The organism is Paenibacillus sp. DS2015 (assembly GCF_050433705.1).
Lineage (GTDB): Bacteria > Bacillota > Bacilli > Paenibacillales > Paenibacillaceae > Paenibacillus_AQ.
In genome coordinates, this window is sequence record NZ_JBNPWS010000029.1 from 40,306 (window position 1) to 64,032 (window position 23,727).

Below are 23,727 nucleotides of genomic sequence, written 5' to 3' on the forward strand. Positions count from 1 at the left end.
TTAGATTAGATGACAAGCAACACAATGATTGGCCTGTACTTCCCTTAAAGTTGGTACTTCAACTTTGCATTTTTCTATCGCAATTGGACAGCGCGTATGAAATACACAGCCCGTGGGCGGAGATAATGGGGAAGGGATTTCGCCTTTTAGAATGATCCGTTCTTTCAAACGATTACGAGTGAAATCAGGTACGGCGGAGAACAGTGCCTTCGTATACGGATGTAATGGCTCATTGAATAAATCATCTGTTAAAGCTTCCTCTACAATGGTTCCTAGATACATAATGCCGATGCGATCTGAAATGTAACGGACTACACTAATATCATGTGTAATAAATAAAAGCGTTAATTTTAGCTCCTTTTGCAATTGTTTCAGTATATTTAGAATTTGCGATTGAATTGAAACATCCAGCGCCGACACCGGCTCATCACATATTATAATTTTTGGATTCATAATTAAGGCTCGTGCTATGCCTAATCGCTGCCGTTGACCTCCAGAGAATTCATGCGGATATCGGAAGTAATGCTCTGGCTGTAATCCAACTGTTTTTAGAATACTAAATACTTGTTCCTGGCGCTCAGTCCGACTCCCCATCTTATGAATAATGAGTGGTTCCTCTAAAATATTTCCGATTCTTTTTCTAGGATTCAATGAGGAGAAAGGATCTTGAAAGACAAGTTGAATATCTTTACGGAGCTTCCGAAATTCATTCTTCGATATCTTCACTAAATCCTTATCTTGATAGATCACTTGGCCTGAGGTTGCAGGAGTTAACCCTAATATTGTGCGGCCCGTTGTACTTTTACCCGACCCTGATTCTCCAACTAATCCATACGTTTCTCCTTCATACAATCGAAAAGAAACATCTGTCACCGCGTTCACATAAGATTTAGTCCCGAACAATTTTCCAAACGCTCCATACACCGGAAACTTCTTCTGAAGCGAAATAACTTCTAGAATCGGATTATTCGTTGTTGGATTCACCACCTTTTGCCCCCCGCCTCTATGTTGTTTATTTTTGCATAATGCCAGCATTTAACGCTATGCTCCGTATCCACTTTCTCCATCAATGGCTCCTCATTAAAGCATTGTTCATCGGCAAAAGGACATCTCGTCGAAAATCTACATCCTTGTGGAATATCGGATAAAGAGGGGACCGTCCCTTCAATCACGTGCAGCTTTTCATGACGATTTCCTTCCAATTGTGGTATGGACTTGATCAATCCCTGTGTATATGGGTGTAACGGATTTCCAAATAATCTTTCCTTCGTCGTATCTTCAACAATCTGCCCTAGATACATCACTTTCACGCTTGTACAAATTTCAGATACAACCCCTAAATCATGCGTAATAAACAAAACACCCATACCCAGTTTTTGATTTAATTCAACGATTAGCTCTAGAATTTGCGCCTGAATCGTAACGTCCAACGCAGTTGTCGGCTCATCTGCAATTAAGAGCTTCGGCTCACAAGAAAGAGCCATAGCGATCATCGCTCGCTGTTGCATGCCCCCTGATAATTCATGAGGATATTCATTTACTCGTATTTCCGGAGAAGGGATACCTGTTGATCTCAAAATTTCAATCGCTTTTTTATGTGCTTCTTTTTTTGACTTTTTCTGATGCAAGCGCAGTACTTCTTCAATTTGATTACCAATGGTATACACAGGGTTAAGCGAAGAAAGAGGATCTTGGAAAATAATCGAGATCTCATCCCCCCGAATGGCTCGCAATTTGGAAAGCGACAATGAAAGCAGATCCTGATTCTCAAATCTAACTTCGCCTTCATACTCTACCGAATCCGTATGATCAAGCAATCTTAGAATAGACTGAGACACCACACTCTTCCCGCATCCAGATTCCCCTACTATGCCGACAATTTCTCCTTTATTCACTGAAAAACTGACCCCATTTACTGCCGTCACTCTTCCTCGCTCTGTATGAAAATGTGTTTTTAAATTTTTAACTTCTAATAGAGGCTCTTTGTTCATGGTAATACCTCCAACTTGATCATTATGTTGACTTCTTGTGCTTATGCTTCACATGAGGATCTAAAAAATCACGGAGGCCATCGCCTAATAAATTCAAACTGAGAACAGATAAAATAATGGATACACCCGGAAAAACAACCATCCACCAGGCCTTATAAATCACCATTTTTCCCGCTTGTAGAATATTGCCCCAACTCGCTTCCGGAGCAGGAATTCCAGCTCCCAGAAAACTTAATGCTGCCTCTGAGATAATAGCCTCAGCAAACACGAAGGTCGCTTGTACGAGTAAAGGCGATAACGTATTTGGCGCGATATGTAACCAGATAATACGGAAATTACTAGCACCTTGAGCATGCATAGCTTCAATATAAGTTTGTTCACGAACCACCAACGCAGTCGATCTTACGACTCGTGCAATATTAGGTGTAAACACAATCGTTAATGCAATAATGACATTTAATGCAGATGCCCCAAGTGCCGCCATTAATGCAATAGCAAGCAGAATACCAGGAATCGCAATCAATCCATCACAAATGCGCATTAATATATGGTCTAATGTTCTATAATAAGTAGCATAAAGCCCAATAATTAATCCGAAAGTCGAAGAAAGGAGCGCAACAATGAGTCCTACGCTGATGGACACTCTTGCACCATAAATGACTCTTGTTAACAAGTCCCGACCGAACTCGTCTGTACCTAGCCAATGTTCAGCACTCGGCGCCAATAATCGATCCATGACACTCATTTCATAGGGACCATACGGTGTGAATAATGGACCCATTATCGCAAGTAGAATGAATAGAATAATAATTGCCGCGCCAACTAACAATCCATAATTGGATTTCATACGCCGATATCGTAATGTACGTTGCTCTTTTTTTAATTTCTCGCTCATTTGAGCTATCGTTTCTTTCTCCTGAAGTGTAATCATATTGAACCCCTCTCTATTTGCGGTCCAAACGAACACGTGGATCGACAAAACCGTATAGTAAATCGATGACTAAATTTATGACTACATATATGATCGTTACGAAAAGCACAACACCTTGTATAACCGCAAAGTCTCTTCTTGCAATCGAATTCAATATTAACTGTCCTAAGCCAGGAATATTAAAAATGGACTCCACTACAACTGCTCCTGTAACTAAAACACCGAACGTTTGTCCGATTACAGTGAGGATTGGTAGAAAGGCATTTCGAAAAGCATGTTTAAGCAACACCTTCATCTCATTTAAACCTTTTGAACGAGCTGTTTTAATATAATTTAAGTTTAGAACTTCCAGCATAGACGAACGAGTCATTCTTGTAATAAGCGCGGCCTGGATTGCCCCCAAGGAAATGCCTGGGAGAATTAAATATTGAAGATGTGCCCATATCCCATTACTAAGCGGCTCATAGCCTGCCACTGGTAGCCACTGAAGCTGAACACCTACAATTAGCATTAGAAATAGACCTAATAAAAAGCTTGGTATGGCCATTCCGAGCAAGGATACACTCATTAGAGAAAAGTCCACCTTAGACCCTCGTTTATAAGCGGCAATAATTCCAAATGGGATGGCTAGAATAAGTGCTATGAATTGTGCCAGAATTGCCAAAGAAAGTGTCGGTCCAATATGCTCGACAATCGCCTCAGTGACGGGCTGGTGCATAAAGATAGAATCGCCTAAATCCCCCTTTAATAAATCAGAAACCCAATTTATATATTGCACGTGGATCGGACGATTTAATCCAAGTCCCTCATTGAGCGCTTCTATTTCCTCTTGTGATGCTTCAATTCCCAAAATCACAGCTGCGGGATCACCAGGTGTAATGTGAATGATTAAAAAAATAGCCATGGTGACAACGAACAATACAGGAAACAGCGATAAAATTCTTTTTGTAATATAAGCTAGCACTAAAACCCCTCATTTATATATTTTGTTTGTCATCGAAAGAAAAGAGGATGTTATAAGTTACTCAGGGTAACTTATAACACCCTCCATATGCTAATTACTTCGCTATTTTTGCATTCCATACAATGGGTGCCTCGAAAAGTTTGAACCCTTCAATTGACTTGGTTATAGCTACAACACTATTGTAATGACCGATAACACTCGAAGAACCAAATTCATATAAGAAACCTTGTAGCTTTTCCCATTCACTCTTAGCCTCTTCTGGCGTAGCTGCTTCACGGATAGCCACTAGTGAACTCTTCACTGTTTCATTATCTAATCCAGCCCAATCCGGATTAACAGCTAACAGTTGTGGTGGTGTTACTTGGTAACCTGTGCTTGCTACGAACAAATCCCATTTGCTACGATCGCCTTTTGTTTCTAAGAATGTAGCGAATTCATAGGTATCAACCTTTACATTCATACCAATTTGACGAAGCTGCTCCTGAATGACTAATGTTGCGGCGTACATCTCAGCGTAATCCTTTGTTGTAAGCAAGGTAATTTCTTCCCCATTATATCCTGCTTCTGCAAGCAATTGCTTAGCTTTTTCCGGGTTAGCTTGGTTGTAATATTCCTTACCGGCGTCATTTCCCCATTGTGCCGATTTTGCGTTTAAGTAACCTGGTGCTAACGAATATAATTCCGGATTTGCAAAACTGGCTAACATAATTTCATCGTCATTAAGTGCAGCTATAATCGCTTGACGGATTTTATCATCCGCTAACAATCCTTCACTTGTATTTAAGAATGCGGTTAAAGCACCATCCGCGATGGATTGCAATTCAAGATTTTTGTCTGCTGCAAGTTCATCATAATTCTCAATTGGAATGCTATCAGCGACGTCATACTTTCCAGTTTTCAAGCCTGCAATACGCGTAGATTGATCTGTTACGAAATAATAATAGATATTTTCTGTAGGTGCATCTTTTTTCCCTGCAAATCCACTCGGCTCAGCATCTACGGATTGGTAATCTTCATACTTCACTAAGTGAATGTACTGATCTTGCTTCCATTCTTGGAGTTTATAAGGGCCTGTTCCGATATATTCAGTAACACCTTCTGCTGGTGCAGATTCTACAATCTCTTTGGGCATAATAGCCGGAAACTGTGCTTGAGCAGACATAATGGTTAGAACATCAGATGATGGTTTTTCTACGGTTAACTTTACTGTATATGTATCAACAGCCTCATACTTTGCATTCGCTAATAGTAATTTGGCACGCGATGATGTAACTACCCAACGATTCATCGATGCCACAACATCTTCAGAGGTCATCTCTTTACCATTATGGAATTTCACACCTTGGCGAAGTACGAAAGTGTACGTCAACCCGTCTTCACTGACTACTACGGATTCAGCAAGCATAGGTGTCGGCTCATAATCAGCATTGAGTGTATACAGTTGTTCGAAAATATTACCTGCTGTATCCAATGCTGCTTGCGACACAGTTATAGCCGAATCTAACGTTGGCGGCTGTGCTGTAAGTGCTAGATTCAATTCATTTTTATATTCTTGAACTGAACTGGTTTCTGTTCCTGTTTCTGTTTCTTTGTCCTTTACGTTTGCACTTTCTTTACCGCATGCGACAAGTAATATCGTCAATAATAACACAGATGCCAGTACATTAATCTTTTTAAATTTCATTTTAATCCCCCTGATGTGTCTTAAGTTTCGATGTTGAACAACATATCTCTACCGATTCTCGATTCATTAAACCTAGTTATCTCATTGGTTTAATTTAATAATAGAATACTAGTCTATTATTTAAGAATTGTCAACACAATATTAGGTCGACCCGCAGAAGTAATCTTGACAGAGGCACCGCATATTTATAGGAATTACTCAGTCACCATTACCTTTCATTCTTGCAGTTCTTCTAAAGTCGCATGGAACATATCGGTCACTATAGAAAAAAATCAAACGTGTGGCCATTGTAGACATGCGCACCGTTTGATTCCTTTTTTGTTTAAACCACTTCCTGTTAAGTCCTATTCTGTAATCAAGCCATAAGCTGATATCCGCTTGATCCGCCTTGCTACTAACATCGCTACTAGATAGGCCAACACAACAAGTCCGATGCAAAGAATAATGATAAGGGGAATATTCACAATGAACTGGACGTTGTGAATGCCCGCTCCAGAGAGTAGTAGCGTAAGCATCGAATTGGTATATAGACAGCCGAGCACACCGCCGATCAGTACACCTACGATCACAATCGGAACAAAGCTCATCGCAATCTGATTCATAAGCTGGAGCGTGGTGTACCCCGTTGCTTTCAAAATTCCAAATTCTCTTTTACGCTTGAGTATCATGGTTTTGATGACGAGAAAGAGTATCAGAACAACGACCAGTACAGTTATTGCAAGAATCATAACCATGACGGCAAATACAGCTGAAATGTAGATACTAGTTTGGCTGCTTATCGTCTCATCTACGTTGATTATATCCGCTGTCATATTCCCGTATTGTGCCTTGATGTTCTGGATAAAACTAGCATTATCTATCCCTTTCAGATAAACATTGATTAAAGTGCCTTTATAGTCGGGAATGACCTGTTGTATCCCAGGCAAAGTTAAATAGGCGGCTTGCCCCATATTACTAATCGACTGGCTCATCCCTGTAATCAAGAAGGGACGGGATGCATTGTCTACCTCCACCTTTACAGTATCGCCGATGCCTTTATGAAGGAGCTTTGACACTCCCCAAGATATAGCAATTTCGTTATCGTATTGCGGAAATCGGCCTTCATAGACTGTCTGGTTCTCCAGTTTACTGAAATCATCCGAGATATTCATATATATGGCTTGCCCGTCAATCCTCGTTGAAGTGAAGTCTAGGATAACTGTCTTTGCTACGCCATCCATTTGTTCAATAGCTGAACGCAGCTTAGTACTGTCCGCTGAAGATTTAAACTGAATAATAGCATTCGACGTCTCCGCACCGACAAGATGAACAAACGCCGTTTTATCTGACGCAACATTGTAATACAGCACAATGGAGAAGACCGAAGCAAAGGTAATGGCGACGATAATAAAAGCAATCATGATGTTCTGCTTACTATTTATAATGATTGTCTTGCAAGCAAGCACGAACTGGAGTCCACCCTTGGTCTTCTCAAGCGGGAAAGGATTCCTTTTGAAACTGTGCGTCATAATACCACCCCGCAGCGCAGCGACAGGATGAAGTTCCCTGATGCGTATGGAGGCGAGCAATGTCACTACCATCACCAATACGGCAACAATGAGAATACTGAGAACATTAGCCACTATATCGAAGCTCTGAATCCACTGCAGTCCCGTTAAAGATGAGACAATGTCACCAAATACGGGAATCACAGCATAAGAGGTAGCAACGCCAACAATACCTGCAGAAAATGTAATGAGCATAAACTGTAAAATGATAGAGGCAAGAATTTGCCTGCTCGTGTAACCTACTGCTTTCAGGACGCCGATATTAACGATGCCATCATCAATACTGTTCGTCACACGGAACTTAATGACAATCAGGGCGACAAGCACAATTACCGCTGCGAACGCAACCAAAATCATGGAGACAATATTGATCGTCATCGTGCCCACGCTTTTCGTCGTCTCGATATCCGTCTCCCAACTCTGATTCGGGAATTTCTTATTAAAATCATTAAGCAATGTAGTCGATTGTTTATTATCGTTAAGAGTTGCGGACAAAAAGTTTCCTTCCGCTGTCTCCCCTAATTGATCAGACAACTGATGATACGCAACATCCGGTAAAAGGAATTTCATAATGCCCATACTGGGTGTACCCAGCAAAGTTGCTTCATAGAATCCCGCGATACGGTAGCTATAGGCCTTTTCCTGATAGGTCAAGGTGAAGGTATCCCCTAGTTTGTAGCCCCCACTTGCTTTAAAGCTGTAGGATACATAGATATCATTGTCATGAATCGTATCCAGCTTCTCGGTCAACTTCAGAGGTGAAAAATTCCGCTTGGCATCCGCATTAAGCAGCGCAGCGTCGCTATTCATATCGCTATCACCATACCGAAATTTAGCTGCTTCCATCAAAATAATCGTTTCCATTTCTGTTTCTTTCACGCCAGGATTGTTTTTAAAGAAGTCGCCATAGGCTTGTTTATAGTTTGCATGGTTCATCATGATGCTTATATGTGGATCATGCAGTTCTTCAACCTTATCGTCGTAGAAGGTGTTCATTTTGGAAATAACGGTTATGCCTACGCTGAGCAGTAAACTGGCAACAAAAATCAAAATAAATAATGATAATGCCGCACTCTTTCCTTTTCTAATATTGGCCTTGGCAAGATTAATGATTTTCATCTTACCACCCCATTTCGGCGAGAAATGCTTTTAGCCTCTCATGCCGATCATCGTTATGCTCCACATCGAAGGCACCGAGCTGTAAATCTCCACAAATCACGCCATCACGGAGGTAGAGTACTCTGTTTCCCCGCAAAGCTGTTTTGATGTCATGCGTGACCATCACGATGCTCTGTCCATTTAAATTGACCGCGGTCAAGACATCCAGGACACTATCACTTGCAGCAGAGTTAAGTGCACCCGTTGGCTCATCTGCGAACACGATTCTTGGACTGTTGATCAATGCGCGCACGATGCCTGCCCTCTGCGCTTCACCACCTGAGAGCTGTGAGGGGAATTTCCCCCATGCCGCTTCATTTAATCCCACTTGGGAAAGTAACTGTTTGGCTTTTGCCACGATGTCCCGCTTGTTCTTACTCACCAGCAAGCCGCTCGCCAATGCATTATCTAGAACACTCATATTGTCTAGTAAATAGACCTGTTGAAACACAAACCCGCAATTATTCCTTCTAAAAATCGCAAGTTGGTCGTTATTCAGCTTGGAGATATTCCTCTTCTCAAAATGTATTTCACCTAATGACGGCTTATCCATACCACTAAGTGCATAGAGGAGGGTGGATTTCCCTGAACCCGAGCTGCCCATGATAACCGTAAAATCCCCCTCCAGCAGGCTGATGTCCAGGTTCTTCAGTACATGCTGTTGAACGCCACCACTGGAAAACGTTTTGCATAATTTCTCTGTTCTTAATAGCCTATTTTGCATGGATTAACCACCCTATTCTCGTATTTATAATTGCATTGCTCCTATTCGCTCCTAAACAAATAAGACTGCAATAAAGATTACAGTCCTAGCATACAAGAGCAATTCTTATTTAATCTTTATCCAATCCTTAACCAATTCTTAAATCGCTTAGGCGAGCTTGATTCTCAGGATAACAGTAAAACCGTCCTCACGGTTATGACATTCAATATCCCCTTGCATGTTCTGCGTAAAATATTTGGAAATGTATAAACCAAGCCCTGACCCACTGTGGCCTGCTACGTTATTCCCTCGATAAAATTTGTTAAACACGAGCGGTAATTCATCGCTATGGACGCCACTTCCATAATCCATAATACGAAGTTCTAAATGCGTATACGTGACAAGAGCAGTAATTGTGACAGAGGTACCCGCATACTTATAGGAATTGCTCAGAATATTATCAAATACTTGTTGTAGGCGCGTTACATCCGTTAAAATGATACACTCCGGAATCGGATCACAGCTAATTTGATCATCGTAATTCACATTCTCAATCATCCCATTTAGGACACCACTTAATTCCTCAGTAACCGTTACTTTTAACTCTTGCAGTTCTTCTAAAGTCGCATGGAACATATCGGTTACTAATAGATTGATTTGCTCTGCTTTCGAATAGATCGTGTTTAACTGCTTCATTACTTTGTCATCGGCAGCACGAATCAGCATCAATTCACTCACTGCTTTAATAGAGGCAACTGGTGTTTTGATGTCATGGCTTAAGCTGGCAACTAGCTCCTTCTTGCTGCGATTTGCATCATATTCACTCTGACGCGCTGCAGCTAATTCCTCGCGCATGATGTCAAAGCTTTCGGTAAAAGCACCAAACAGGTTGTTTTTATCCATTGTTAAAGGAATGTCCAAATTGCCTCTCGCTACATTTACAGCAAAGCTCTGCAGCTTTTTGAACGGTTTAAATACGCTATGATTTAACAATAATATATAGAGCGTGCACAGTAACGTTATCGTCATAAATGTCAGAACGATGATGACCACAAGCCGTTCCTTCATATGCCGCACAATTTCTTTGTCATCATTATGAATGATAAGCTTGCCCATGAGACTACCCTTTTGCATCACGTCTACGATCGTATTTCTATTTCTAATGGCATCGTTTATTGTCGTGGGGGTCACGCTAGCAGTTTGGTATAGTAGGTTTTCACTGTTATCTATAACGTAAAATTGCTGCTTTAGAGCGCTGTAGTCTCCTTGTTCCAAATGACCCCATTGGCTTTCAATCGTCTTTAACACCTTATTCACAGCGACAATATCCACGTCGGTTTCTAACTTAGTCTCGATCACTAGAATAGACAAGATGACGCCAGCAATTAAAACAGCAGAGATCGTTAACAATAACCATTTTGCCTTCATATTCCGCCATCCTCTAAGACGTATCCCGTTCCCCATATGGTTTTGATATATTGTGGTTCAGTGGGATTGACTTCAATCTTCTCGCGCAAATGACGGATATGTACATTGAGTGTTCCATCTCCGGTAAAGGAATCACCCCATACATTGTGAAACAACTCATCCTTGGAGACCACTCTATTTTTATTGTTCGCTAAATAACAGAGCAGTTTATATTCCAACGTCTTAAGCTTGATATCTACACCGTTGACACGGACACGACAAAGCATACAATCGATCTTGACCTGGCCAAACTCTAGCATTTCAGCGGAGTTGCTATTGCCCCCATACCGTTTGAGAACGGCCTTAACTTTGGCAAGCAACACGCTAAGTGTATATGGCTTGTGTATGTAATCGTCTCCACCTATGTTGAGTGCAATCAGAATATCGTCATCGCTAGAGCGTGCGCTAATAAACAGAATGGGAATCTGCGTGGTTTGCCGCAATTTTTTGCACAAATCAAATCCCGATGTATCACCCAGATTAATGTCCAGAAGGATCAGTGATGTTTCATTTTCTTCTAAGAACTGTACACAAGCATCTGCACTAGTGACATAAGCAGATGTGACCTCAAACATATTAAAGTACTCACTTGTTGTCTCAGCAAGGACAATCTCATCATCTACAATTAAACAATCATAGTTCATATATGCTCTCCATTAGACAATAGAATGATAACCCAATTGTTACTTCGATAATGTACCATAAGTTAGGAGGATTCCGGTATCTTTAATTAAATATGATCGAAAGGCATTCCCCCCAACTCATGACAATGGTGATCCAAACATTCATTTTTCTCATCTTTACTTTGCTCAAGTCCAGCGAAGCGGATGCGGTTGTGGCTTACGCTCGGATATCGTATGCTATCTATATGATTCGTGGTTTTTCTTGCTATGTTCCCTATTAAACGAACCTATATTACGGCTCCATTTATAGCGAATGACTTTATTCTTGAAAGGATATTCTAATGAACAAATGGCTTAAAGCAGCTATATTTCTCGTGAGTTCTGCCTTTTTAACTCGGCTGATTCCCTTTTCATCCTGGTTTCGTATTCTCGACACCATGATACACGAACTTGGACACGCGGTGATGACCCTGATCATGTCCGGTCAAGTACTCAGCATCGAGTTGAACCCGGATCACAGTGGCGTAACGTATTCCATCCTGACTTCAGGTTGGAGCCCGATCATTGTTTCCTTGGCGGGTTACACGTCCGCCTCTCTATTCGCCATTCTGATGTTCTACGGTTATGCCAAACAAAAACAGGCTACAGGTCTTCTAACAATTACCGCTCTAGCGCTCCTGTCGATCATCTTCTTCGTACACTCAGGTTACGGGTTATGGTGGCTGATTGTATTCATCATCGTGAATCTCATTTTTTATTATCTTGGACCCAAAGTTCGAAATTTCTATTATTTGCTGCTCGCCTTTCTCTGTCTCGAAGAATCGGTTGTCGGGCCCCTCACACTCGGGCTGAGAGCGCTCAGCCATCCGAAACAAGCTGGAGATGCCACCAATCTGGCGAATATGACCGTTCTCCCAGCGTTCTTATGGGGGCTGCTCTTTTTCCTCTTTTCCCTAGGGTGTGCTAAGGTTGCCCTTCAGCTGTTCTGGAGAAAACGTTGAACCCGCTTAAATTCATGTTCCGTAAAACAATCAAAAAAAGAATCAAACGGTGTGCATTGTTGACATGCTCACCGTTTGATTCTTGTTCTATTTAAACAAACTTCCTGTTCATTACTTCATATATTGTTTCACTAACTCATAACATCTTTCTTTTGTAATTCGTAATAGAGAAGCGGTGTATTGTAATGACTCCATAGTTCCACCTTTATATTCTAGTGATTCATCCTTCGCTGTTTCATCTCTAAATGTTATCCAATTCAATTGCTTTTTCTTTAATCCAGCCATTTCGCTTGTGGATAGCTGTTCCTTTAACACACTATATATTTCATTTAAGGCAGTATCCCATCTTTTATACGTTTCTCCTGCCGCAGTTTTCATGGATACTGTTGTTCCCTCTTCGTATAGGTCTTGTAAATCGGCAAGACCTTCTTCTATAGCATTTAGCTTTTGGATATACTCTTCCTTTTTCTCTGAAGTGGCAATCTCTTTCTCTATCGTAGGCGCTTCTTCTTTTTCAATCTTTTCTTCTTCAATCTTATCTACTTCCTTATCTACTTCGTTCTTTTCTTCTTTGATCGTTTCCTCTTGTTCTATTGGTACTGGTTGCTGTATATTCGAACCCTCATTCACGTTATTACTGCACCCTGTTATTAAAATACATGTTAGCAAGGTCGATATCATTAGCTTTCTCATCTGTTGTCTCTCCTATTATCCAATTATTTTTCTTTCTACCTCCGCCATTTTCAGGTGTCTGATTTATGGCAACCTTATAACGATAGACGAATACTCGACGAATATTGTTGCGTTATGGGAGTCCGTTGGAGAAATAGCTAGCAATAAAAGATGGCTTAACGAATACAAAGATGAAAAAAAGACACCCATTAAGGCGTCTCTTCTGGTACTAGATATGGCAACGAGCCGTGGCGTGGTAAATCCACAAAGCGACGTCTTGTGATGTTGAGAAAGTTTAGCGAGTAATGTGCAGTAATGCGCGCCCGTGAGGATGCATAGACCTCATTCCAGCGTTGTTCACTTAATTTTGAAGCACTCTCTTCTATATAAACTAAATAAAGTACAACCCATACATGTAGGGTAGCGGTAGAGTCTTCACTTTGGTATTTCCAGACGTTGTGATGGGTGAATCGGGATCGAATAATAGCGAACAGAGCTCAGCCTCGTTAGCGATCGTAGTGACGCTATCCAGCGTAGTCAATTCATAACTGCCGTCTGGCAGAACAGCGATATTCATATTCTGATCACTAGTCCTATCTAATCCGACTTGAGAGATTAGTGTAGCGCCATCCACGACTAGAACGGTTCCTGCATTGGATTCATACGAAGTCGGTTTTACTCCGGCATGATCCAGAAGATCTGCGAGCTCTGTTTGTTCCCAAGTTACCATGAGAGTCAACGAAGATAAATGGAATTGTCGGATCGAATGGGATAGAAGTGCAATGACGGCAGCTGATGTTCCTGCCCACTCCACAACAGTACCTATGGGTTCTTCGCCACCCTCATGACTCTTAGAAATGGCTAATACAACAAAAGCGGCGGGTTCTTGGTTAGTGGACTCAGCCACGAATATGTGTTGGTCCTGACGTTGAATATTGGCAACAGGTTGGGCACAAATAGCTTGTTGTAAGTCAGATATCCCCCATTGAATCGCTGCCGATTGACGATGTAGCAGCGCATGAATTGTAAAAATATCCGTAGGTTCCATATCACGTATTTTCCAGGGTAATGAACCCTGTGTGAGTCCGTATGTCATATCTGCGTCAATCACAAATTTTCTAGATTTACCAAAATGGACACTACCTACTCTCGTATACAAGGAGCGCTCTCCCGATATGAACAACAAAGAGGCTCCAGCTTCACGGGCATGTTGCTGGCATAAATCTAATAATTTGCTTGCAATCCCCTGACCTCGGTATTGAGGATCCGTACATACTGCACCCATAGAAAAGGCGAATAAAGAAGCGTTCAGTGATTTAATCATTACAGGTACCATCCCCATAAATGACACGATCTTACCCTGTTCATCAAATGCTCCATAAGAATGACTTATTCCAGGTCGGAATAGGCTTGGAAACGAGGATTCCATATAACGATCCCCCTCTGTACAGAATACATCTTCCACTAATGTCACCGCTTGTCCTAGTTCATGATCCTGTATCAATCTGAATATCAAGAATGTTTCCTCCTAGTTGTTAGCCAAATATGAATCAGCCAATAAGTGTTTATGTATCCATTAGAAAACAAGTTAACTACATAAGGTGTTAAAATATTGGGGTTTTAACGAAAAAAAGCAAAATCCACACCCTTATGCGGTTGTGGATTTACATGTTATCTTTATCGATTAGTCTCACAAAATCGCATTAGCAATCAGCTTATCAAACTTGCGAATATCTACACCTTTTTGCAATTTCACTTTGATATGACCTGCCCGTGTCCACAGCTCAACTTCCGAATTAGTGTCCAGAAATCCACCCGCGTTCTCTGTGGACCACATATTAATAGAGGAATAAGGTAAGGAATATATTTCAATCTTTTTGCCTGTAAAACCCTGTGCATCCCTCACAATTAGCCTCTTGTTCGTAAAAATAGCCGAATCTCGAAAGGTTTTATATGCTGCAACAGCTACTTCTCCACTTACTAGGATATCGTTAACATCTTGCGGAATCGGACACTCTGAAACCAAGGTCCATTCTAAAACACTTTGAGTTGCCGCCATTTACCCAGCCCCCTGATCATATTATTATCTGATGGTATTATTCGACATTATCCCTTTTATTCCTCTATCATCCATCTAATTCGACTTCTCCCAAGCCTAACGTTCGAACCTTCCCATCATTTTTGAATCAAATAAAACAAATAGAGACATTCTAAAATCATACTATCTTAGAGAGGCTCGTGAAATTGTGAAAAAGCTATGGGTTCAGGTGCTAACCTTAGGATTAAGCTGTAGCTTTATCCTGATATCTGCATGCTCTTCAAACCATGATATACGCCCACGCTCCGTTAATGACCACAAGACAAAAATAGTTACAGAAGAACAAACCAATGACCCCGATCTGTACTTCGGAGATTTAGGTGTTGAACAACGATTTAATGCCCACCGCCTACGGGGTTACACTGCAGATCCGAACCAAAAGACATTATTAGATCCGAATGGATTACCACTCATCGAGCAACACCCTAAACCTTCCATTGGTCTGAGCCATAAGAATGATGTGGAGAATGTCATCACAACCGCTGAGTCTTATATAGGAACCCCTTACGTGTATGGTTCTGACCGAACTGAGCCTTCTACCTTCGACTGTTCTGATTATATACAGTGGGTGTTCATGACTTCATTGGATATGCACTTGCCGTGGGATTCGAGGAGTCAAGCTGCATATGTTAAGGCCTTTTCCAAAAAAAAATATACTTCACTGAAAGAGGCACAGCGCGGTGATTTGTTATTCTTTTCTAGCTATAGAGGAGACAACGCATCTGACTATGAAAATTTGAAGCCATCCGATAAGATCATTACCCATGTAGGTATTTATATGGGGAATGGAAAGATCATTCATTGCCCTTCTAAGAACAGCGGCGGCGTTCATATTGGCGAATTGACGTGGAGGCAGCTGAATAACCGCTTCATCCTTGGAGGAAGTATTCTTGATTAACTTTTTAGCTGTGCTGGTCTCTGGTGGTTTTGAATTGCCCGAATACTTTCACAGGTTCAATCATTCCCGCACCGACAGAGAATGACGGCCGTGTCACACAAATAGGTGCCTGGATGTTTTAACCGCATGCGACCACGCGTGCAAGGTCATAGAAAAAGAGAGGACAGCGGTTAAACGCAGTCCTCTCTTGGTCGAACAAATGTCAGAACGTAAAATCCTCCTCAAACAAATCCGGCTCTTCCTGGCCTTCCTTTGCGGCTGCCGGAAGGACGCTCGGGAGCGTCCCCATCAGGACTTGTAAAAATATTCCACTTCAAATAGCGGGCCATATCGTCCTGAATTTTCAGCTCCCTACTTACATATTTAATAATATCTTCTTCAACACTAAATTCCCTATTATCCAAAAGATTATTACTATGAGTAACTGTTCCATCAATACGATTTATGTTTACCGCACCAATTCTTATATTGCCAACCATATAGCTTGGCATATCATCGTCTAGGTATACATCAACATTAACTATTGGGCTAAAGTATGATAGATCTTTAACTGTATTATAAAATTCATCCAAGTTAATATTACGAGTAATTCCACAGTTTTCACATTTTCCATATGCTACCGAACAAATAACACCATGTTCAAAAGGGTCACACTCAAGCTTATTTATACATCATTCGTGTTAATCCAACCACTATCTTCAACAGATCGAAACTGTTTTACTCGAAAACTCATTAACCTCATTTACAAGACTCCTTCGATGTTATTATATTAAACCAAAAAATATTATTTCAATAATAGAGGATGTAATAATTATAAATATATTTTACACTCTTCTCTCTGGTTTAACTAGGAGAGCGTAAAATATTATGTGTAAATAGATAAATAGAAAAAGGAAGACCTTTTCTTGTAGAATTGAGTTACCACACAAAATTCACAGAGAGAGGTCTTCCCTATGAATCATTTTACAACAGATTTAGTCCAAGCTCTAGTCACAAAGCAAGATGTAACGGAAGTATTTCGCAGTCACTTAGAGTCTGCCATGAATCATCTGCTAGAGACGGAACTTACTGCATTCCTAGACTATGAAAAATATGACCGTATAGGCGTGAATTCAGGTAATTCTCGTAACGGTGGCTATTGCCGTACGCTTCACACTGAGTATGGGGACCTACAGTTAAACATTCCCCGAGATCGTAATGGAGAGTTTAAGCAACAGACTGTACCACCGTATAAACGCTCGAATGACACGCTAGAATCCTTCGTCATTCACATGTTTCAAAAGGGTGTAACGATGACGGAGATTGCCGACCTAATTGAGAAAATGTATGGTCACCACTACACGCCGCAAACCGTATCGAACATGACCAAAGTAATGGTCGAACATGTTGATGCTTTTATGAAACGACCACTTGAGAAGCGTTATGTGTGCGTCTATATCGATGCGACTTACATCGCTGTTAAACGTAAAACGGTATCAAAGGAAGCGATCTACATTGCCGTAGGAATTCGTGAGGATGGCACCAAGGAAGTACTCTCTTACGCCGTTGCACCGACCGAATCTGCATACATCTGGAAAGAACTGCTCCAGGACGTAAAAGAGCGTGGCACCGAAGAAATCCTTCTATTTATTTCCGATGGACTCACAGGTATTATGAATGCGATTCAAGAGATCTACCCGCAAGCAAAGTACCAAACATGCTGTGTTCATTTAGCACGAAATATTGCACATAAAGTTCGAGTCTCAGATCGGGCAGAGGTCTGTGAGGACTTCAAATCCGTCTATCGATCCGACGATGAAGAAGCTGGTAAAGCAGCTCTAGCAACCTTCTGTGACAAGTGGAAGGCTGCTTATCCTAAGGTCGTTAATTCCCTACGAGAAAATCCCTACATCTTCACGTTTTATAGCTTTCCAAAGCCTATTTGGAGAAGCATTTATTCGACAAATTTAATCGAATCGTTTAATAAACAGATTAAGAAATACACAAAGCGCAAGGAACAATTTCCGCATGAAGAAGCCTTAGAGAAGTTCTTGGTTTCACAGTTTGAAAGCTATAACCAACGCTTTGCTACACGTTGTCATATTGGTTTTGATCAAGCTCGCTCAGAACTGCTAGCTATGTTCTCCACCAAAGCCTAACACTATTTCTACAAGACAAGGTTATTTTCATTTACACATAATTCTTGACGCTGCCTTAACTAGAATATCTTGTAAATTAATTGTCTGAATAATAGCACATATGTTATATAATTTATCCATTTGTTCACGTTTTTTATTATCACACGGTTTCCATGCCCCTGTAATCATTACAATAAGCAGTTCATATTAAAACTACTATTATTCCCGTACAGTCTTCTCACGGGTTTAAACACGTATAGAGAACGTTAGGAGCCATCTGACAATGTAGATAAAACTACCAAAGTTCATACCTCCCACTTATAACATGTCGTCTACAAGATACATAAAAAATAGATACGAACTCTCTAAATGTCTACAATCCGTATACTATTTCAGAACACATATAAAAACCCAAACTTAATACAGGTTGGGTTTTGTAGCGGAGACGGGGGAATTGGGACTCCCCTAACATTCTTACATTATTAGGTTTCTAATTAAACTACCTTCTATTTCTATTTTAAATTCACCATTATTTATATTATATTTCACACCTCGACCACTCAGAACTCTATAAGTAATTCTGCATTCTGTAACTCTTTATAATCACTTAGAAAATCATCAGCATCCACCTTATTCATAAAATGCCTGATGGATGTATAGGCTTTTTTCCCTTTAACAGACTCTATAATAAACTCATACTCCAAGGGTGTTTCCTATCGGCGAACTATAAATGTAACATTTATCCATCCACATCGTGACTAAATAAAAGATGTTGTAGACATCTCGTCTACAACATCTTTTAAAAATAGACCTCCATAAATCCTGATGTCTACATTTGGTCTACAATTTAGTCCATGAATGAGAAAGAACCCGCTCACTAAGCGGGTTCTTCTAATGGAGGCGAGCCGTGGCGTGGTAAATCCACAATTCGCCGGAATGGTTTCTAGCTTCACAAATGAAATGTTATATCTCTATGCCCAGTTTTGCTATAAGCAACAATATAAGCTCTTTTGCAGACTCCATAGCTTCCTCTAAGGAATAGGTTAAACGATCTGTCACCGAAATAATATCTTCATGATCTTCAGGTGTTTCGAGTACTTTTTTAATATTAATATCACTCCCCCTTATTTCCTCAGCTGTATTCATTAACCGAAGGATCGCACTCATTGAATAATGTGCCGTCCTTAAAGTACGAATAATTTTCAATCGTGTTATTTCATTCTCTGTATATGCACGAGATCCATTTGAAAGTCGGGGGACTGTGATTAATCCATTACGTTCCCAATTTCGCAAAACTTCAGGGGAGAGGTTCAGAACCTCGGCTGCCTCTTTCCGTGTATACGTTTGAGCAGAAACAGGTCTCATTCCACTCATCCACTGCTCCGAAAGTTCTATGGCTTCTAATGCTCGGTTATATTCCCTTTCCAGATGGGACAAATATGCTAACGCATGCTCTAGTGCTTGCTTAAAGTCCTCTTTACCGCTAGCTTCAACAATGGCTCTGGCCTTTGCCCGGATTAACCCTTGAACAATTTCACAACGAAATGCGATTCTGGTTATTTTCAGTTGAAATAAATGCAAGTCTGAATACATGCGGTAGCCATTCTTACTTCTCGGAACATACGAGATATATTTCCATTCTTCATAAATCCGTACGGTGTTAGGATGTACCCCAACTAATGCCGCAATTTCTTTGGTTTTGTACATCCCACAATCCTACTTCCATTTAAAAAATTTGAACGCCCCAACCAAGCTGATAACCGTACAAATGCCTAATACCAAAATCGGCACTGCCATACCCGCCATGTCTCCACCTGTACTTACCAGCTTCAATAAATGAATACCATGGGACAAAGGTAGTATGTCCATTAGCCATTGAAAGAATCGCGGCATCACTTCATACGGAATCGTCGCACCTGAGAACAACAACATCGTAAAGTAAGCGACGGAACTCCATACATTCGCTGCTTTTTGATCCGGTACAACACTACCAATAAGAACACCAATACTGTACATAGCTACAATAACAAAAGCATATACGCTCAAAAACATAAGCCAGGAGCCAACAATTTGATAATCAAACAATACATAATATACGAGGGTAACGCCAATGAATGAAACAAGGGCAGAAGAAAGCTGAATTAGACCTTGCGCGAATAAAATCTGTAAAGGTGATACCGGCGTGACTTGAAATCGTTTAAGAATGCCTCGGTGCCGATAATCAGCAATGGTTAGCGGCAAACCCATGACTCCCGTTGCAAGCACACCAATAGTTATAACGGCTGCGTAGGATAATTCGAAGTTAGATACACCTGCCGAAGCATCTTTACTAAGCAAGTAACCAAACAGGGTCGCCAAAATGATTGGAAAACAAATACCGAAAATTAAAATATCAATACCTTTCCACACCAGCTTACCTTCTATTTTTAAAAGTGCAGTCATTGTTCTCATCACCATTGTTCCTCCTCGCCAGCAAAATGTAGATATGCGTCTTCAAGTGTTGTTTTCCCACTAGCGACTAAAGCCTCCTGGATGGTTCCATGAAAGACGGTTTGACCTTCACGCAGAATTAATATCTCATCACATAACGCTTCAACCTCATCCATGTAATGTGATGTTAATACGATCGCCAAACCATCTGCTTTCATGGCTAAGAGATGCTTCCATAGCATTCGACGAGCCTTCGTATCTAGCCCTGTTGTCAATTCATCTAGAAATACAAGCTTCGGTTCATGAATTAGAGCAAGAAGTACAGCCAGACGTTGGCGCTCCCCACCAGAAAGCAATTTAATAAGCTGCTTTTCCTTACCTGCCAATCCAAAGGTTTGTAATAAAGTAGGTACGTCTGCCGTTTTCTTATAAAGTGATTTCCACTGCTCACATGCGTCAGAAACGGTTAGTTTATCTTGGAAATGGGTTTCTTGAAACTGCACACCTACTTGTTCAAATATCTCCTTTCGATTGCGTAGCGGTGACTTGTCCATTATGACAAGCTCATCATGAGTGCTTTTTTCAATACCAAGCACTGCAGCAATGCTTGAAGATTTTCCTGCCCCATTTGCACCTAGTAATCCAATGACTTGCCCGGACTTTACTTGAAAACTAATTCGATTGACTGCCGTTTTCTGAGCATATGTTACCGACAAATATTCGACCTTTAATACCATGTTCTAACCTCCTAAATAAGTCTTAGGACGTAACTATAACAAAAGATCTATAGGGTGGTGTCTTAATGGAGGGTTTGAAGTACCTGCAATCTTAACTTTCTTTTAGAAACATGTAGAACTTACACTGATAGTTAAAATCATGGAAATGCAAAAGATCCACAACTCTAGAGTTGTGGATCTTTCATATGGAGGCGAACCGTGGCGGAACAAACCCGTTACCCATCGGAGCACCCGCGCCCTATTTCAGGCTGGCCAGCTTCTCCAGAAAATCTGCCACGATTTCCAACGACGCTGCATCAAAACTTGTTAACAATTTCATTGATTTTTGATCCTTCTCCTGGTGGAATACCTGATGCAGTTCGGCCAATTCGGCGCCGAGCGGTGTCACGGAGAAATAAATTTCTTTCAGGTTGTCCGGTAGCTGGGTTTTTCGAATCAGACCCTGATCCAGCAATTTGCGGGTAATTTTGGAGACGGCCCCTTTCGTTATCTCCATATCGCGGGCGATATCGACCCCTTTAATACCTTCATGCCTATTGATGACGTCCAACACATGCAGGCTTGAGACGGATAGGTGGGGCAGCATTTTTTTTAGCCGGTCGTCAGAGATGTGCTACATGAGCCAAAGCCGATCCTGGTCCTCATCGGTTTCGCTGATGAGGAGCCGGTACACTGACTTTTCGATGCGGTTTTTGAGCTGAAACAAATCATCATTCATATCTGGCATTAGGCAAGCCTACCTTTTTTCTTTTCATTATATTATTGTTTCCAAGGAAACCATTTTACAGGATTACTTTTTCTTGTTATTATGGTTTCCATGTAAACCATTTGGCGAAACGCGGTCTTCATATAGCTTCAACAGAAACTATCTATTTGGAGGGAATTTTAATGAATGAGGTCATTCAAGTGATCCGCCAGCATCGCTCCATACGTAAGTTTAAAAATATTCCGTTGACTGGCGAGCAAATTCAAGCCATTGTTGATGCAGCGCAAATGGCACCGACCTCGGCGCATATGCAGCCGTTCTCGATCATCGGCGTCACTAATCAGGAACTGCGGAAGAAGATCGCGATGCATTCGAAAAATCCGTGGATTGAGGAATGCGGGTACTTCTTTATTTTTTGCACCGATCTTCATCGGATCATGTTGGCCGCCGGCCCAGACCAACAAGAAAAAATGGCCCGTAACCTGAGTTTCTCGTATATTTACCAAACCGCGGTGCTGAGCGCCGCGCTTGCCTTGCAAAATGCCAATGTGACGGCCGAATCGATGGGACTCGGAGCCGTGATCATCGGCGGAATTAACGAGGCCCTGCCCGCACTGGACGAATGGCTTGGACTGCCGGACTTCGTCATTCCTTTGGCAGGTCTTGCAGTAGGCGTTCCCGACGAGTTCCCCGAGCAAAAACCGCGGTTGCCGCGGTCCGCCGTCTTCTTTGAAAACCGATATGACCGGGATCTTAAAGCAAAGGTTGAAAGATATGACCAGGAAATCGAGGAGTACTACGGCGCACGAACGAATAACAAACAAAAGGCAAGCTGGTCCGGGAAATTCATTACCATGCTGGATAAAGATTTGCCGTTGGGCGGATATACGGAATATGTAAAAAGTAAAGGATTTGATTTGAAATAATAAGAATTGTGTATAAAGAGCATGTTGACCTGATCCTATAGCTTCTTATCCCTGAAATGCAAAATCCACAACCGGATTCGGTTGTGGATTTAAAGTATGGAGGAACACAATCTAAAAACGAACTCTCAAACTCCTTATTACTAGCTTCAACTTCTTCAATAAGACTTTTCTCCACGGTTACTGGACGGTCACTGGAATTTAGAATAAGCGTCAATTTATCATCATACAGATAGATGGAATTCACGAATACATTGATTAACGTTTTACGATACTTCTCATCATTGATGTTCCCATTTTTTAAATGTGATAAGAAAAATCTGATCTCTGATTCGGAAATTTCAACTTGAGACAATTGTTCAACGGCGATTTGCTTTTCTAAACTTTCCTTTTCCGTTTCCAACATAGCAAGGTGTCCATACATGGGCTTACGAACGGAATCAATATCACATTCTGCAATAGCATTGAGAATATTATTCTTTTTGCGCTCGTTTTCTTTAAGTAACTTGTTCAACCGTTTAATCTCTGACTGGTCGTTATCCTTCTGACAGATTTTAATTACTTCTTTTACTATTTTAGAGATATTTCCATCCGTTAATAACTTCCTACACTCATCCACCACATAGTTTTCGATATAATCCTTTTTTACTGGTTTCTTGTTACAACTTTTCTTTTTAGCATTGTTACATTTATAATAATGATGGCTTTTTCCCGTTTTAGAGGTTCCACTAACCCCTGTTATCATCTCTTTACAATGACCACAAAATAGCTTTGTGGTTAATAAATATTCTTCCTTGGCTTTGGCACGGGCTGGAGCCTTTTTATTTTTATCTAGTATTTCAGCGACTTGATAGAATAACTCATCTGAAATAATTCTAGGTAAACCGTCCTTAGTTTCAGTTCCTTTATAAGTATAAATTCCAATATATCGTTTGTTTTTCAACATACCTCGTAAAGAATTTTTATTAAACGCTACACCCCGTGTATATGTCAATCAAAATGTTGACCACCTTGCTAACCCAATAGTTGACCACCCTGGCAGAAAAAAATGGGCACTTGTAGGTGCCAGTGTGAGTG

22 protein-coding genes are annotated in these 23,727 nt (G+C 41.0%); 4 read left to right on the forward strand and 18 right to left on the reverse strand.

The genetic code is table 11. From position 1 onward, the window contains the following. From J2T13_RS20350 to J2T13_RS20390, 9 genes are all read right to left on the reverse strand, one after another. On the reverse strand, positions 1 to 984 hold the full coding sequence (locus tag J2T13_RS20350) for an ABC transporter ATP-binding protein (protein WP_429374219.1): 984 nt from the start codon (positions 982 to 984) through the stop codon (positions 1 to 3). Beyond that, complete coding sequence (locus J2T13_RS20355) at positions 981 to 1,991, reverse strand: ABC transporter ATP-binding protein (protein WP_429374198.1); 1,011 nt, start codon at positions 1,989 to 1,991, stop codon at positions 981 to 983. Before J2T13_RS20355 ends, J2T13_RS20350 begins: the two co-directional genes overlap by 4 nt. A gap of 22 nt (positions 1,992 to 2,013) precedes the next feature. Then, the gene (locus tag J2T13_RS20360) at positions 2,014 to 2,922 is read right to left on the reverse strand and encodes an ABC transporter permease (protein ID WP_429374199.1); all 909 of its coding nucleotides are present in this window, start codon (positions 2,920 to 2,922) and stop codon (positions 2,014 to 2,016) included. Positions 2,923 to 2,935: 13 nt separating this feature from the next. Then, entirely contained in the window at positions 2,936 to 3,886 is a 951-nt protein-coding gene (locus J2T13_RS20365; RefSeq protein WP_429374200.1) for an ABC transporter permease, read from the reverse strand. A 94-nt stretch (positions 3,887 to 3,980) separates the two neighbouring features. Beyond that, positions 3,981 to 5,570, reverse strand: coding sequence for an ABC transporter substrate-binding protein (locus J2T13_RS20370; protein ID WP_429374201.1), 1,590 nt, complete (start codon positions 5,568 to 5,570; stop codon positions 3,981 to 3,983). A gap of 344 nt (positions 5,571 to 5,914) precedes the next feature. Then, the gene (locus J2T13_RS20375; protein ID WP_429374202.1) at positions 5,915 to 8,236 is read right to left on the reverse strand and encodes an ABC transporter permease; all 2,322 of its coding nucleotides are present in this window, start codon (positions 8,234 to 8,236) and stop codon (positions 5,915 to 5,917) included. Position 8,237: 1 nt separating this feature from the next. Further along, the gene (locus tag J2T13_RS20380; RefSeq protein WP_429374203.1) at positions 8,238 to 8,999 is read right to left on the reverse strand and encodes an ABC transporter ATP-binding protein; all 762 of its coding nucleotides are present in this window, start codon (positions 8,997 to 8,999) and stop codon (positions 8,238 to 8,240) included. A gap of 147 nt (positions 9,000 to 9,146) precedes the next feature. Further along, entirely contained in the window at positions 9,147 to 10,406 is a 1,260-nt protein-coding gene (locus J2T13_RS20385; RefSeq protein WP_429374204.1) for a HAMP domain-containing sensor histidine kinase, read from the reverse strand. Further along, positions 10,403 to 11,089, reverse strand: coding sequence for a response regulator transcription factor (locus tag J2T13_RS20390; protein WP_429374205.1), 687 nt, complete (start codon positions 11,087 to 11,089; stop codon positions 10,403 to 10,405). Before J2T13_RS20390 ends, J2T13_RS20385 begins: the two co-directional genes overlap by 4 nt. A gap of 320 nt (positions 11,090 to 11,409) precedes the next feature. On the opposite strand from J2T13_RS20390, the gene J2T13_RS20395 reads away from it, so the two are divergent. Next, the gene (locus tag J2T13_RS20395; protein ID WP_429374206.1) at positions 11,410 to 12,069 is read left to right on the forward strand and encodes a M50 family metallopeptidase; all 660 of its coding nucleotides are present in this window, start codon (positions 11,410 to 11,412) and stop codon (positions 12,067 to 12,069) included. 111 nt (positions 12,070 to 12,180) lie between these two features. Here the strand turns inward: J2T13_RS20395 and J2T13_RS20400 are convergent, their stop codons facing one another. The 3 genes from J2T13_RS20400 to J2T13_RS20410 all read right to left on the reverse strand — a co-directional run bounded on the left by J2T13_RS20400 (position 12,181) and on the right by J2T13_RS20410 (position 14,800). After that, positions 12,181 to 12,762, reverse strand: coding sequence for a lysozyme inhibitor LprI family protein (locus tag J2T13_RS20400; protein WP_429374207.1), 582 nt, complete (start codon positions 12,760 to 12,762; stop codon positions 12,181 to 12,183). 370 nt (positions 12,763 to 13,132) lie between these two features. Then, a complete protein-coding gene (locus tag J2T13_RS20405) occupies positions 13,133 to 14,257 on the reverse strand; it encodes a GNAT family N-acetyltransferase (protein ID WP_429374208.1) in 1,125 nt (374 codons plus the stop codon). 174 nt (positions 14,258 to 14,431) lie between these two features. Next, complete coding sequence (locus J2T13_RS20410; protein ID WP_429374209.1) at positions 14,432 to 14,800, reverse strand: PH domain-containing protein; 369 nt, start codon at positions 14,798 to 14,800, stop codon at positions 14,432 to 14,434. A 187-nt stretch (positions 14,801 to 14,987) separates the two neighbouring features. On the opposite strand from J2T13_RS20410, the gene J2T13_RS20415 reads away from it, so the two are divergent. Beyond that, complete coding sequence (locus tag J2T13_RS20415; RefSeq protein WP_429374210.1) at positions 14,988 to 15,737, forward strand: C40 family peptidase; 750 nt, start codon at positions 14,988 to 14,990, stop codon at positions 15,735 to 15,737. A 221-nt stretch (positions 15,738 to 15,958) separates the two neighbouring features. On the opposite strand, the gene J2T13_RS20420 is transcribed toward J2T13_RS20415, so the two are convergent. After that, positions 15,959 to 16,309, reverse strand: a complete 351-nt coding sequence (locus J2T13_RS20420) for a hypothetical protein (RefSeq protein ID WP_429374211.1) — start codon at positions 16,307 to 16,309, stop codon at positions 15,959 to 15,961. A 381-nt stretch (positions 16,310 to 16,690) separates the two neighbouring features. Here J2T13_RS20420 and J2T13_RS20425 point away from each other — a divergent pair, with 381 nt between their 5' ends. Then, positions 16,691 to 17,875: an IS256 family transposase gene (locus J2T13_RS20425; RefSeq protein WP_429374212.1), complete on the forward strand. Its 1,185-nt coding sequence runs from the start codon at positions 16,691 to 16,693 to the stop codon at positions 17,873 to 17,875. A gap of 942 nt (positions 17,876 to 18,817) precedes the next feature. Here J2T13_RS20425 and J2T13_RS20430 read toward each other — a convergent pair. From J2T13_RS20430 to J2T13_RS20445, 4 genes are all read right to left on the reverse strand, one after another. Further along, a complete protein-coding gene (locus tag J2T13_RS20430) occupies positions 18,818 to 19,561 on the reverse strand; it encodes a MerR family transcriptional regulator (protein WP_429374213.1) in 744 nt (247 codons plus the stop codon). Positions 19,562 to 19,570: 9 nt separating this feature from the next. After that, the gene (locus J2T13_RS20435) at positions 19,571 to 20,305 is read right to left on the reverse strand and encodes an ABC transporter permease (RefSeq protein WP_429374214.1); all 735 of its coding nucleotides are present in this window, start codon (positions 20,303 to 20,305) and stop codon (positions 19,571 to 19,573) included. Beyond that, a complete protein-coding gene (locus tag J2T13_RS20440; protein WP_429374215.1) occupies positions 20,305 to 21,021 on the reverse strand; it encodes an ABC transporter ATP-binding protein in 717 nt (238 codons plus the stop codon). Before J2T13_RS20440 ends, J2T13_RS20435 begins: the two co-directional genes overlap by 1 nt. Before the next feature lie 238 nt (positions 21,022 to 21,259). After that, positions 21,260 to 21,607 (reverse strand): MarR family transcriptional regulator, encoded by a 348-nt coding sequence (locus tag J2T13_RS20445; RefSeq protein ID WP_429374216.1) that lies wholly within the window; start codon positions 21,605 to 21,607, stop codon positions 21,260 to 21,262. A 302-nt stretch (positions 21,608 to 21,909) separates the two neighbouring features. Here J2T13_RS20445 and J2T13_RS20450 point away from each other — a divergent pair, with 302 nt between their 5' ends. Beyond that, on the forward strand, positions 21,910 to 22,653 hold the full coding sequence (locus J2T13_RS20450) for an NADPH-dependent oxidoreductase (protein WP_429374217.1): 744 nt from the start codon (positions 21,910 to 21,912) through the stop codon (positions 22,651 to 22,653). On the opposite strand, the gene J2T13_RS20455 is transcribed toward J2T13_RS20450, so the two are convergent. After that, positions 22,577 to 23,644, reverse strand: a complete 1,068-nt coding sequence (locus J2T13_RS20455; protein ID WP_429374218.1) for a recombinase family protein — start codon at positions 23,642 to 23,644, stop codon at positions 22,577 to 22,579. The two genes, J2T13_RS20450 and J2T13_RS20455, sit on opposite strands and share 77 nt — an antisense overlap. Positions 23,645 to 23,727 lie beyond the last annotated feature (83 nt).